The sequence below is a fragment of the Mycobacterium sp. SP-6446 genome, assembly GCF_001954045.1.
In the GTDB taxonomy this organism is placed as follows: Bacteria; Actinomycetota; Actinomycetes; order Mycobacteriales; family Mycobacteriaceae; genus Mycobacterium.
In genome coordinates this window covers 1-11,872 of the sequence record NZ_MBEM01000269.1, presented here as the reverse complement: position 1 = coordinate 11,872, position 11,872 = coordinate 1, and the positions used below count along the sequence as shown (strand labels likewise).

Annotated in this window: 14 protein-coding genes; 1 reads left to right on the top strand and 13 read right to left on the bottom strand. The window is 69.7% G+C overall.

Going from position 1 to position 11,872, the window contains the following annotated elements; all coding sequences use genetic code 11:
- Window positions 1-103 precede the first annotated feature (103 nt).
- The 6 genes from A5736_RS24900 to A5736_RS24875 form a co-directional block, all read right to left on the bottom strand.
- On the bottom strand, window positions 104-2,986 hold the full coding sequence (locus A5736_RS24900) for an aminotransferase class I/II-fold pyridoxal phosphate-dependent enzyme (protein WP_076125090.1): 2,883 nt from the start codon (window positions 2,984-2,986) through the stop codon (window positions 104-106).
- Window positions 2,987-3,085: 99 nt separating this feature from the next.
- Window positions 3,086-3,475 carry an antitermination protein NusB gene (locus A5736_RS24895; protein ID WP_076124962.1) on the bottom strand — a complete coding sequence of 130 codons (390 nt, stop codon included), beginning with the start codon at window positions 3,473-3,475 and terminating at the stop codon, window positions 3,086-3,088.
- Window positions 3,472-3,948: a transcription antitermination factor NusB gene (gene nusB, locus A5736_RS24890; protein ID WP_076124960.1), complete on the bottom strand. Its 477-nt coding sequence runs from the start codon at window positions 3,946-3,948 to the stop codon at window positions 3,472-3,474. The genes A5736_RS24895 and nusB overlap by 4 nt, the downstream gene beginning before the upstream one ends.
- Window positions 3,945-4,508, bottom strand: a complete 564-nt coding sequence (gene efp, locus A5736_RS24885) for an elongation factor P (RefSeq protein WP_076124957.1) — start codon at window positions 4,506-4,508, stop codon at window positions 3,945-3,947. The genes nusB and efp overlap by 4 nt, the downstream gene beginning before the upstream one ends.
- An 83-nt stretch (window positions 4,509-4,591) precedes the next feature.
- The gene (locus tag A5736_RS24880) at window positions 4,592-4,954 is read right to left on the bottom strand and encodes a hypothetical protein (RefSeq protein ID WP_076124955.1); all 363 of its coding nucleotides are present in this window, start codon (window positions 4,952-4,954) and stop codon (window positions 4,592-4,594) included.
- Window positions 4,951-6,072, bottom strand: a complete 1,122-nt coding sequence (locus A5736_RS24875) for a Xaa-Pro peptidase family protein (protein ID WP_076124953.1) — start codon at window positions 6,070-6,072, stop codon at window positions 4,951-4,953. The genes A5736_RS24880 and A5736_RS24875 overlap by 4 nt, the downstream gene beginning before the upstream one ends.
- A gap of 33 nt (window positions 6,073-6,105) precedes the next feature.
- Between A5736_RS24875 and A5736_RS24870 the strand changes: the two genes are divergently transcribed.
- Window positions 6,106-6,822, top strand: coding sequence for a B-4DMT family transporter (locus A5736_RS24870; protein ID WP_076249136.1), 717 nt, complete (start codon window positions 6,106-6,108; stop codon window positions 6,820-6,822).
- Between the two features lie 3 nt (window positions 6,823-6,825).
- Here A5736_RS24870 and aroQ read toward each other — a convergent pair whose 3' ends face one another.
- The 7 genes from aroQ to A5736_RS24835 form a co-directional block, all read right to left on the bottom strand.
- Window positions 6,826-7,257, bottom strand: a complete 432-nt coding sequence (gene aroQ / locus A5736_RS24865; protein ID WP_076064777.1) for a type II 3-dehydroquinate dehydratase — start codon at window positions 7,255-7,257, stop codon at window positions 6,826-6,828.
- Window positions 7,254-8,342: a 3-dehydroquinate synthase gene (gene aroB / locus A5736_RS24860; protein ID WP_076124947.1), complete on the bottom strand. Its 1,089-nt coding sequence runs from the start codon at window positions 8,340-8,342 to the stop codon at window positions 7,254-7,256. The genes aroQ and aroB overlap by 4 nt, the downstream gene beginning before the upstream one ends.
- Complete coding sequence (locus A5736_RS24855; protein WP_076124945.1) at window positions 8,339-8,875, bottom strand: shikimate kinase; 537 nt, start codon at window positions 8,873-8,875, stop codon at window positions 8,339-8,341. Before A5736_RS24855 ends, aroB begins: the two co-directional genes overlap by 4 nt.
- A gap of 6 nt (window positions 8,876-8,881) precedes the next feature.
- Window positions 8,882-10,096: a chorismate synthase gene (gene aroC, locus A5736_RS24850; RefSeq protein WP_076249135.1), complete on the bottom strand. Its 1,215-nt coding sequence runs from the start codon at window positions 10,094-10,096 to the stop codon at window positions 8,882-8,884.
- A 20-nt stretch (window positions 10,097-10,116) separates the two neighbouring features.
- Window positions 10,117-10,536, bottom strand: coding sequence for an A24 family peptidase (locus A5736_RS24845; protein ID WP_076249134.1), 420 nt, complete (start codon window positions 10,534-10,536; stop codon window positions 10,117-10,119).
- A gap of 10 nt (window positions 10,537-10,546) precedes the next feature.
- Window positions 10,547-11,386 (bottom strand): shikimate dehydrogenase, encoded by an 840-nt coding sequence (locus A5736_RS24840; RefSeq protein WP_076124937.1) that lies wholly within the window; start codon window positions 11,384-11,386, stop codon window positions 10,547-10,549.
- On the bottom strand, window positions 11,361-11,872 hold a 512-nt coding region (locus A5736_RS24835; protein ID WP_175611378.1), incomplete at its 5' end, for an endolytic transglycosylase MltG. The genes A5736_RS24835 and A5736_RS24840, both read right to left, overlap by 26 nt.

The following is an 11,872-nucleotide window of genomic DNA, read 5'->3' as shown; positions in this document are numbered from 1 at the left end:
CGCGGGCACATTGGGGGCCGGCGAGTGTGGCGCCGGCGGGCGGATCAGTTTATTGCGCCGGTCCGTATTTGGCCGCGACCAGGAAAAACCCTGGCGCGATCGGCTATTGCGCCACCTCGGACGAGACACCGCCTTTGCGATCCCCGTGAGTAGAACCCCCGTTGGGAGAGGTGGTTGCGCCGTTGATGGCCTTGGCATCCGAAGGCAGCTCGAAGACCGGGAACGCCGAACCCACCGCCGCCATCGCCGCGTTACGTTGCGCCTCCATGCGGGCCAGCGCCTCCGGGGTGAACACCGACAACCCGAGTTCCGGGTTGTACCCGTGAATCTCCTTCACGTCGAGCTGGGCCAGGAAGTAGACGATCTCCTTGGAGACCACCTGACCGGGGACCAGCACCGGGAAACCGGGCGGGTAGGGCACCACGAACGTGGTGGACACCAGGGTCTTGCCCTCGGCCAGACGTCGCCCGGCAGTGCCGATCAGTACGTACTCGCGGTCGGACTCCTCGTATCCCGCGTAGAAAGCCGACCGCGTGTCACCGAACGCGCAGGCGTCGACGGGACGGAAGGCGATGTCGAACTCGCTGAAGTCCGGCAGGTGCGGCAGGTCCTGGGTGATCTCCTCGACGTGGCGGTCGTGCAGCGACCAGTCGGCGGCGCTGGCGGCGTTCTGGATGTGGTCGAAATCGGTGGCGATCCGGCGCAGCACGTCGAGCAGATAATGCACGCTGGACCACGTCACGCCGATCGTGAAGATCAGCAGCACGCTGTTGATCGACGTCTTGTTGATCTGGATGCCGAACCGCTCCATCAGGATCTTCTCGCGGAAGTCGTATCCGTTCATCCCGGTCTTGCCGACGAACAGCGTGACCCGCGTCGGATCCAGCACGAACTCGTCGGAGCGCCACGCCTCGTTCCACTCGGCCTGCGCGCCCTGTACGACCTGGCGGAACGAGCTGACATGGGATGCCCGGAACTCGTCGGGCACCAGGTCCGACTCGTCGAGGATGCGGAACCACTTGCTGATCAGCCGGTCCTTGCGGACCCGGCCTCGGAAGGTCAGCGCCATGTTGTAGACCAGCCGGACCAGTTGGAATCCCTCGATGTCCACCTGCCGGCGCGCCAGGTCCAGCGACGCGAGGAGTTGCTGGTTGGGCGAGGTCGAGGTGTGTGTCAGGAACGCCTCCCCGAACGCGTCGCGGGCGCGCGCGTTGAAATCCTGGTCGCGCACGTGGATCATCGACGCCTGCCGAAGCGCCGACAACGACTTGTGCGTGGAGTGCGTCGCGTATACCCGGACCCGCGCGGCCGCGGGGTCGGGCAGCAGCCGGCGGTGCAGCCACTCGGACCGGTCGACGCCCTGCATGGAGGCGGCCCAATTGCGGTATTCCTCAGCGTATTCCGGCGACGACAGCATCTGGTAGAGGCGATCGGCGGACACCATGGCGGTGCGCTGCCGGGCCCACGGCACGGCGGTGGCGAACGCGTACCACGCCTCGTCCCACAGGAAGCAGATGTCCGGCTTGATCGCCAGCACCTCCTCCATCACGCGGCGCGGGTTGTAGACGACGCCGTCGAACGTGCAGTTGGTGAGCAACAGCATGCGCACCCGGTGCAGCTGCCCGGCCGCCTCGAGGTCCAGCAGCGTCTTCTTGATCGTCTCCAGCGACACCGCCCCGTAAATCGCGAACTGCGGCAACGGATATGCGTCGAGGTACAGCGGATACGCGCCGGCCAGCACCAGGCCGTAGTGATGCGACTTGTGGCAGTTGCGGTCGATCAGGACGATGTCGCCCGGCCGGGTCAGGGACTGCACGACGATCTTGTTGGCCGTCGAGGTTCCGTTGGTGACGAAGTAGGTGTGGTCGGCGTTCCACGTTTTCGCGGCCTTGTCCATCGCCTTCTTGATGTTGCCGTGCGGGTCCAGCAGCGAGTCCAGGCCACCCGAGGTGGTCGACGTCTCGGCCATGAAGATGTTGCGGCCGTAGAACTCTCCCATGTCCTGCAGCGACTTGGAATTGAAGATGCTGGCGCCCCGGGCGACGGGAAGGGCGTGAAACTGACCGACCGGTGCAGCCGCATAGGCCCGCAACGCGTCGAAAAACGGTGTGGCGAACCGGTTCCGCAGACCCGCGAGCACGGTGCTGTGCAGGTCGGTGACGTCGTTGAGCCGGTAGAACGTCCGGTCGTAGACATCCGGCTCGTCAATGTTGCCCGCCGCGATCGACTCGTCGGTGAGCAGGTAAAGGTCGATGTGGGGCCGCAGTTCGCGGATCCACTCGCCGCATTCGACCCAGTCGTCCGGGCAATCGGGTACCACACCGCCCGCCGCCGAATCGTTCGGCCCGAGCAGCGTGTTCATCAGCGGCACCCGGTCGCGCGACCGCAGCGGCAGGTCGTGGCGGATGATCGCGGCCTGGATCTCGCCGTTGAGCGCGACGGCGGTGATGGCGTCCTCGACGCTGGGCACGACCAGCAGCTCGAACTGGACGTCGTCGGACGCGGAGCGCAGCGCCCGCAGACATTCCGCCAGGCTGTCGGGCGCGGTCATCGGGGCGTCGTCGGCGAGCAGCACGGTGTAGAACTGCTGCTGCTTGGCCCGCGCCACCAGCTCCTGGTCGGCCAGCGGGGCGGACGTGTCGAAAAGCCCTGCGCGGTCGCCGTATTCGCACAGCAGCCGCGCGGCCAGCGACACCTCCTCGGACAGCCGCACCGTGGACTTGCTCTCCAGGTGCGCGCGGAAGGTCGCCAGATTCTCCGCGCCCGGATACAGCCAGTACCGCTCGTAGGCGCCGATGCGGTCCATCAAACGCTTCACCCGCGCCATGTCATGGGCGATGTCCAGTCCCGCGAGGTCGACCTCGGCGAGGTGACGGCAGGCGTCGTCGAGCAGGTTCCACGTGTCGACGCGGGTGTACGACGGGTTGGCGACGGCCGCCAGCGCGGAGACGCGAAGTCGCCGCGGATGGGCACTGTCTCGGGTCATGTCGTCACCTTCCGCGGGATCCAGCAAGTGATCCAGCAAGTATTGTCACCCGCCTGCGGTGCGCACGGAATCTTTTCGCCCAGGATTCGGGGGCGGCGGTCAGCTGTCCGACTCGTCGTCACCCTCTATTACCCGCCGGTTGGCGCGGGTGTTGTCCACCCACTTCAGCACCGGAAGCTCCCAGCGGCGGCCCGGGAGGTCGGTGACATCGGTGAGCGAGCGCACCACGGCCTGCGTCAGGCCCATGAGGGCGGCCATCACCGGCAACAGCGGCTGCAGCGGCTTGGCCGCCGAGCGGACCGTGCTGATGCGGCGGGCCACGATCAGGCGCTCGATCGAGTGATACAGCCAGGCCCCGACGCCCAGCGCGTAGATCGAGAGCACCGACGCGACGATGGTCCAGCCGTAGGCGGCACACACCACCGCGCCCAGCACCACCGTCGCGGCCAGGCAGGCGGCGACGACGACGCGCAGCTCCAGCCGGGTCACTTCTCGGGCCCACCAAGGGCCTGGGCGGCCGCCCGGATCTGCGGCGTGACCAGCATGACCTGGCCCAGCACGCCGTTGATGAAGCCCGGCGAATCGTCGGTGGAGAGCTCCTTGGCCAGCTGCACGGCCTCGTCGACGGCGACCGGCTCCGGCACGTCGTCGGCATACAGCAGCTCCCACACCGAGACCCGCAGGATGGCGCGATCCACCGCGGGCAGCCGGTCCAGGGTCCAGCCCTGCAGGTGCGAGCTGATCAGGTCGTCGATGTGCGCCATCTGGTCGCCGACGCCGCGGGCCACGGCCTGGGTGTACGCCGGCAGCGGTGCCACATCCGGTTTCGCCTCGGCCAGCGCGGTGCGGACGTCGACGACCTCGGCCGGGCTCAGGCCGCGGGCCTCGGCCTCGAACAACAGGTCGACGGCGCGTTTGCGGGCCTGATGGCGCCCTTTGACAGGCCGGGCGGGCCTGCTCACGCGTTGACGCGTCCCAGGTAGCTGCCGTCGCGCGAGTCGACCTTCAGCTTGTCTCCGGTGTTGATGAACAGCGGCACCTGGATCTGCGCGCCGGTCTCCAGGGTGGCCGGCTTGGTGCCGGCGCTGGAGCGGTCACCCTGCAGGCCCGGTTCGGTGTGGGTGACCTCGAGCTCGACCGACACCGGCAGCTCGATGTACAGCGGCGACCCGTCGTGGAACGCCACCTGCACCGGCAGGCCCTCCAGCAGGAACCGCGCATCGTCGCCGACCAGGGAATCGGGCAGGTGGTGCTGCTCGTAGTCCTGGCTGTCCATGAACACGAAGTCCGAGCCGTCGCGGTAGAGGTAGGTGGTATCGCGGCGGTCGACCGTGGCGGTCTCCACCTTCACCCCGGCGTTGTAGGTCTTGTCGACGACCTTGCCGGAGAGGACGTTCTTCAGCTTGGTGCGCACGAACGCCGGGCCCTTGCCGGGTTTGACGTGCTGGAACTCGGTGATGGTCCACAGCTGTCCGTCGATTACCAGGACAAGGCCGTTCTTGAAGTCGGCAGTGCTCGCCACGGTCGGTGAATCTCCTCATAAATGGCCGGGATGCTGTGGAACATCCTACGGCCGCAGAAATTTCGGCCGCGCGGGCCGCTCGGCTAGATCGACGTCCAGATGCCGTTGTTGAAGAAGCCCCATTGACCGACGGTCGGGTTCCACATCAGGTGAGCCTGCGGCGCCCACGCCGGTGGCGGTGGTGGCGGCGGCGCCCATGGCGGCGGGGGTCCCCAGGGTCCCCAGCCCGCCGGAGCGGGGCCCTGCCAGTCGTGGCACTGGTTCCAGTCCCAGTGGTAGTTGGTGCCCCAGGCCGGGTCCCACTGCTGGCCCGGGCACCAGTGGTTGGTGGGCGCCGGCGCCGCCTCCGCGATGCCGGCCAGGCCGAGGGCGGACACGGCCAGCCCCGCGGCCAGCGCGCCGGTGGACAGCCGAACCCACGGTCTCGCTTGCTTCACCGTCGTCATGAGAGCACCGCCAATTCCTTGGGGAAGCGGGTCAGCAGCTCCGGAGTCGGGCCGGCGCCGTCCTCCGACGGTCCATCGGCCACCACCAACGTGTCCTCGATGCGAACACCGCCACGGCCGGGCAGGTAGACGCCCGGCTCGACGGTCACGACGGAGCCCGCGCGCAGCGTGCCGGCCGAGGTGGCCCCGATGCCCGGCGCCTCGTGGATCTGCAGGCCCACGCCATGTCCCAGGCCATGGCCGAAGTTCTCCCCATAACCGGCGTCGGCGATCAGCTGGCGTGCCGCGGCGTCGACCTCGCGCAGGCCGGCGCCCGGCCGCAACGCCTCCCGGCCGGCCCGCTGCGCGTCGGCGACCAGCCGATAGATCTCCAGCTGCCAGTCGGCGGCCTTGCCCAGCACGAAGGTGCGCGTCATGTCCGAGTGATAGCCGGCGACCAGCGCGCCGAAGTCGATCTTGACGAAATCGCCGTCGGCCAGCACGGCGTCGGTCGGGCGGTGGTGCGGAATCGCGGAATTCGGGCCCGCGGCCACGATCGTCTCGAACGAGATCGCGTCGGCGCCGTGGTCGAGCATCAGGCCCTCCAGCTCGCGGCTGACTTCACGCTCCGTTCGTCCGGGCCGCAGGCCACCGCGCGCCACCAGATCCTCGAGCGCGGCATCGGCCGCCTCGCAGGCCAGCCGCAGCAGCGCCAGCTCGCCGGCGTCTTTGACCTCGCGCAGTGCCTCGACCGTGCCCGCCGCTCGCACCAGCTCGGTTTCCCCGCCGCGGGTCTCCAGCTCACCGGTGAGCGCGTCGAACCCGTCGACGGTGACCACGTTGCTTTCGAAGCCCAGCTTGCGCACGCCGCCGTCGGCGGCCTGACCGACCAGGTGACGCCCGAGCGCCCGCTCGATCGCGATTTCGAGGTCGGGTGCCTGCTCGGCCGCCTGGGTGCGATAGCGACCGTCGGTGGCCAAAATGGGCACCCGATCGTCGGCGAAGACCAGCAACGCGCCGTTCGACCCGGAGAAACCCGACAGGTAGCGCACGTTGATCAGGTCTGTGACCAGCATCGCGTCCAGCCCGCCGGCCCGGATTTGCGCTTTCAGATTTCCTCGACGCTGGGAATGTGTCACAGGTCTTGACGGTACTCGCTACGCTTTTCCCCCATGAGCAACTGGATGCTGCGCGGATTGGGGCTAGCCGCGGGAATGGTAATCGTTCGCTTGCTGCAGGGGGCGATGATCAACGCTTGGCAAGAATGGGCCGCTTGGATCAGCGTGGTGCTGCTGCTCCTGTTCATCATCGGCACGGCCATATGGGGTGTGACCGACGGCCGGGCCGACGCCACGGCCAACCGGGATCCGGACCGCCGGCAGGACCTGGCGATGACCTGGCTGCTGGCCGGCCTGGTCGCCGGGGTCGTCAGCGGGGCCGTCTCCTGGCTCATCGGCCTGTTCTATAAGGGCCTGTACACCGGGGGGCTGCTCAACGAGCTGACGACGTTCGCGGCGTTCACCGCGCTCGTCGTGTTCCTGTCCGGCATCATCGGGGTGACGATCGGCCGCTGGCGCGTGGACCGGCAGTACGAGAAAGAGCCGGAGAAACACCACGGCCTCGCCGCGAAGGAACGGGACTCCGACACCGACGTCTTCACCGCCGTTCGCGCCGACGAGGCGCCGACCGGCGAGATACCGGCGCAGGCCCAGACCGAGGAGCGGACCGCGGCGGGGGCCCCCGCCGCGCGGGCCGCCCCGACCGAGTCGATCCCGACGGCCGGGCGCGAAGCGCCGACCGAGACGATCCCGACGGCCGGCGACGACGCGAAGACCGAGACGATCCGCACCGACCCGAGGCACGCCAGGCCGGGCTCGGAAAAGGAATAGCGCTCAGTCGCTGGCCAGGTAGCGCAGGGCGAGCAGGTAGCCCTGGACTCCCAGGCCGACGATCACTCCGGTCGCGACCGGACTGATGTAGGAGTGGCGCCGGAACTCTTCGCGCGCATGCACATTGGAGATGTGCACCTCGATCAGGGGTGCGCGCAATTCGGCGCAGGCGTCGCGCAGCGCCACCGACGTGTGCGTCAGCCCACCGGCGTTGAGGATCACCGGTTCACCGGCATCGGCGGCAAGATGGATCCAGTCCAGCAGCTGGCCTTCGTTATCGCTTTGGCGCACAACGGCTTTGAGCCCGAGTTCGGCGGCCTCGCGCTCGATCAGCTCGGCCAGCTGCTCGTGGGTGGTGTCGCCGTAGACGTCGGGCTCGCGCCGGCCCAGCCGGCCGAGGTTGGGGCCGTTGAGGACATGCACCGTCACCGTCATGAGTTATCCAGTCCCGAGTAGGCGGTTACCAGCAGCCCCGGATCCGGCCCCACCAACCGGCCCGGCTTGGCCAGCCCGTCGAGGACCACAAACCGCAGCACGCCGGCCCGGGTCTTCTTGTCACCGGCCATGTATTCCAGCAGCTGCGGCAGGGCGTCGGCGTCGTAGCTGACCGGCAACCCGAGCGACGTCAGGATGGTGCGGTGCCGCTGCGCGGTGGCGTCGTCCAGCCGGCCGGCCAGCCGCGACAGCTCAGCGGCGAACACCAGTCCCACCGACACCGCGGCGCCGTGCCGCCACTGATAGCGCTCGCGGCGCTCGATCGCGTGGGCCAAAGTGTGCCCGTAGTTCAGGATTTCGCGCAGCTCCGATTCCTTCTCGTCGGCGGCGACGACCTCCGCCTTCACGGCGACGGCGCGCCGGATCAGCTCGGGCAGCACCGCACCGGCCGGATCCAGCGCGGCCTGCGGGTCCGCTTCGATGAGGTCGAGGATCACCGGGTCGGCGATGAATCCCGCCTTGACCACTTCGGCCATCCCGGCGGCGATTTCGTTGTGCGGCAACGTTTCCAGCGTCGCCAGGTCGGCGAGGACGGCCAGCGGCTGGTGAAACGCGCCGACGAGGTTCTTGCCGGCGTCGGTGTTGATGCCGGTCTTGCCGCCGACGGCCGCGTCGACCATGCCCAGCAGCGTGGTGGGCACGTGCACGATGTCGACACCGCGCAGCCAGGTGGCCGCCGCGAAACCGGCGACGTCGGTGGCCGCGCCGCCGCCGAGGCTGACCAGTGCGTCTTTGCGGCCGATCCCGATGCGGCCCAACACTTCCCAGATGAATCCCACGACGGGCAGGTCCTTGCCCGCCTCGGCGTCGGGGATTTCGATGCGATGCGCGTCAACGCCCTTGTCGGCCAAGTGACTTCGCATCACCTCCGCGGTCTCCGCCAGCACCGGTTGGTGCAGGATCGCGACGCGATGCCGGTCGGACAGCAGGTCGACCAACTCACCCAGCAGCCCGGTGCCGATCACCACCGGGTACGGCGGATCGACGGCCACCTGCACGGTGACCGGTGCGGGGGTGTCGGTCATGTTGCGGCCCTGCAGGAATCGTGGGCGGGGGCCTGCAGCTGGGAGACGATGTGGCGGACCACCGCGCCGGGATTGCGGCGGTTGGTGTTGACGCGGATGGTCGCGACGCGCCGGTACAACGGCACCCGCTTGGCCATCAGCGCGCGGAATTTCTCGGCGCGGTCCGGCCCGGCCAGCAACGGCCGGACCGTGTTGCCGCCGGTGCGCCGCACCCCTTCCCGGGCGCTGATCTCCAGGTAGACGACGGTGTGCCCGGCGAGCGCCTCGCACACCCCCGGGCTGGTGACAGCTCCCCCGCCGAGCGACAGCACGCCGTCGTGCTCGGCCAGCGCCGCACGCACCACCTCTTCCTCGATGCGGCGGAACTCCTGCTCCCCGTCGGCGGCGAAGATGTCGGCGATGGTGCGGCCGGTCCGCTGCTCGATCGCGGCGTCGGTGTCGAGCAGGCCGACGCCCAGCGCCTTGGCCAGCCGCCGCCCGATCGTGGACTTGCCGGAGCCCGGCAATCCGACGAGTACCGCCTTGGGTGCCATGCAGGCCTACCCCCCTAACAATCGAGCGTGGGCCGCCGGCGCCTCCCGATCGGCGACCGCGCGCTGGTACGCGTCTATGTTGCGGCGGGTTTCGGTCAGCGAATCGCCGCCGAACTTCTGCAGCGCCGCGCGCGCGAGCACCAGCGCCACCATGGTCTCGACGACGACCCCGGCGGCCGGCACCGCGCACACATCCGAGCGCTGGTGGATCGCGACGGCCTCGTCGCCGGTCGCCATGTCGACGGTGGCCAGCGCCCGCGGCACGGTGGAGATCGGCTTCATCGCGGCGCGCACCCGCAACGGCTGCCCGTTGGTCATGCCGCCCTCGATCCCGCCGGCCCGGTTGGTCGAGCGGACGACGCCGTCGGGACCCGGGTACATCTCGTCGTGGGCGCGGCTGCCGCGGCGGCGGGCGGTTTCGAAACCGTCGCCGATCTCGACACCCTTGATCGCCTGGATGCCCATGACCGCGGCCGCGAGCTGGCTGTCGAGCTTGTTGTCGCCGCTGGTGAACGACCCCAGCCCGACCGGTAGCCCCAGCGCCACGACTTCCACCACGCCGCCGAGGGTGTCGCCGTCCTTCTTGGCCGCCTCGATCTCGGCGATCATGGCCTGCTCGGCGGCCTTGTCGAAGGCGCGCACCGGGCTGGCGTCGATCGCGGGCAGGTCTTGTGGCCCCGGCGGCGGGCCGTCGTAGGGCGCCGACGGCCCGATCGTGATGACGTGCGAGAGCACCTCGACACCGAGGGCCTGGCGCAGAAACGCCCGGGCGACCGTCCCCGCCGCGACGCGGGCGGCGGTCTCGCGGGCGCTGGCCCGCTCCAGCACCGGCCGGGCGTCATCGAAGCCGTACTTGAGCATGCCGGCGTAGTCGGCATGGCCGGGCCGCGGCCGGGTCAGCGGTTCGTTGCGGGCGCTGTTTTCCAGTTCCGCGGGGTCGACGGGGTCGGTGGCCATCACCGTTTCCCACTTCGGCCACTCGGTGTTGCCGATCTCGATGGCGATGGGACCGCCCAGGGTCACGCCATGGCGTATCCCGGACAGGATGGTCACCTCGTCGCGCTCGAACTTCATCCGCGCGCCGCGGCCATAGCCCAGCCGGCGGCGGGCCAGCTGGTCGCCGATTTCGGTGGACGTCACTTCGACGCCGGCGACCATGCCTTCCACCACGGCCACCAGCGCGCGGCCATGCGATTCCCCGGCGGTGATCCAGCGCAACACCCGTCCATCTTCCCATGGGCTCAACCCAGAAAAGCCAACCCGGCCGCGCCGGCGGCGGCCACGCACATCGACGGACCGTGCGGCACGGAACGCCTGCCACGCACCGCGCCCCACAGCGCGGTGAGCAACGGCGCGGCCAGCGCCGCGACAAACCAGACCCCCGCGCCGAAGCATCCGGTCAACCCGCCGACGCCGATCGCCAGCTTGACGTCGCCCGCCCCCATTCCCGCTGGAGCCATCAGGTGCACCAGCAGATACAGCCCGGCCAGCGCCGCCGCCCCGGCCAGCGCGGGCAGCCCGTGCCCGGCGACGGCGGCGGTCAGCAGGATCGCACCGGCCCCGGGCAGGGTCAGCAGGTTCGGCAACCGGCGCTCGCGGACGTCGTAGCAGCTCAACACCACCAGCCAGGCCAGCACCAGCGCAGCCGTCGCGATCCGCATGCGCGGCAGGCTAATCCAGCGCCTCCGCGGCGCAAGTCATCGCCTCGCGCGGCGCCGGTAGCCCAGTGAACTGCTCGACCTGCGCGAACGCCTGATGCAGCAGCATCTGCAACCCGCTGATGACGCGGCCGCCGGCGGCGGCCACCGCGGCGGCCAGCGGCGTGGGCCACGGGTCGTAGACGGCGTCCAGCAGCACCGGGATCGGGGCGAACGTGTCGGCGTACCGCGCGGCCACGTCGGCGGGGATCGTGCTGACCAGCACCTCCGCGGCTGCCACCTCGTCGGCCAGCGCTTGAACGTCGGGGCCGTCCAGCCCGCAGAACCGCGTCGCCACGCCGACCGTGGCGCCCAGCTCCACCAGCCGCGCCGCCTTCTCCGGATCGCGCGCGACGACGGTGATGCCGGGCACGCCGAGTTCGGCCAGCCCCACGACGGCCGCCGGCGCGGTGCCGCCCGATCCACAGACCAGAGCCCATCCCGAGGCCGAGCCGACCGCCCCGCTCACGCCGTCGATATCGGTGTTGTCCGCCCGCCAGCCCCGCGGCGTGCGGACCAGTGTGTTGGCCGAGCCGACCAGGGCCGCGCGGTCGGTGTGCTCGTCGGCGAACCGCAGCGCGGCGAACTTGCCCGGCATGGTCACCGAGACGCCGACCCACTCCGGACCCAACCCGCCGACCACGCCCGGCAGCTCGTCGGCGCCGCACTCGATGCGCTCATAGGTCCACCCGTCGAGGCCCAGTGCGTGGTACGCGGCCAGGTGCAGTTGGGGGGACTTCGAATGCGCGACCGGCGAGCCGAGCACGGCCGCCTTTCTCGGGCCCGCGCTAGCGGGGCGTGCTGTCGAGGACACCGTTGTGCTTAGCCAGCTCGATGTTGGCCAAATGCTGCTTGTAGTCCCTGGTGAACAGGGTCGTCCCCTGGGCGTCGATGGTGACGAAATACAGCCAGTCCCCCGGCTCGGGATGCTCGGCGGCGCGCAGCGCGTCGAGCCCGGGCGAACAGATCGCGGTGGCGGGCAGGCCCTGGGAGACGTAGGTGTTCCACGGCGTCTTCTGGGCCCGGTCGGCGTCGCTGGTGGCCACCTCGCGGCGGTCCAGCGGATAGTTCACCGTCGAATCGAATTCCAGCGTGTGGTGTGCGTTCAGCCGGTTGTAGATGACCTGGGCCACCTTCGGGAAGTCCTGCGAGTTGGCTTCCTGCTGTACCAGCGACGCCACCACCAGGATGTCGTAGGGCGACAGGTGCATGGCCTGGGCGGTGTCCACCAACCCGGATTTCGTGTATTCCACCGCGCCGGCGCTGATCAGTTCGCCCAGGATGTTCTCGGCCGACGCCG

Coding starts and splice junctions, on each gene's coding strand:
- A5736_RS24900 (WP_076125090.1), bottom strand. CDS start 2,986: ATGACCCGAGACAGTGCCCATCCGCGGCGACTTCGCGTCTCCGCGCTG.
- A5736_RS24880 (WP_076124955.1), bottom strand. CDS start 4,954: ATGACGACGGTGAAGCAAGCGAGACCGTGGGTTCGGCTGTCCACCGGC.
- A5736_RS24870 (WP_076249136.1), top strand. CDS start 6,106: ATGAGCAACTGGATGCTGCGCGGATTGGGGCTAGCCGCGGGAATGGTA.
- aroQ (WP_076064777.1), bottom strand. CDS start 7,257: ATGACGGTGACGGTGCATGTCCTCAACGGCCCCAACCTCGGCCGGCTG.
- aroB (WP_076124947.1), bottom strand. CDS start 8,342: ATGACCGACACCCCCGCACCGGTCACCGTGCAGGTGGCCGTCGATCCG.
- A5736_RS24855 (WP_076124945.1), bottom strand. CDS start 8,875: ATGGCACCCAAGGCGGTACTCGTCGGATTGCCGGGCTCCGGCAAGTCC.
- A5736_RS24845 (WP_076249134.1), bottom strand. CDS start 10,536: ATGCGGATCGCGACGGCTGCGCTGGTGCTGGCCTGGCTGGTGGTGTTG.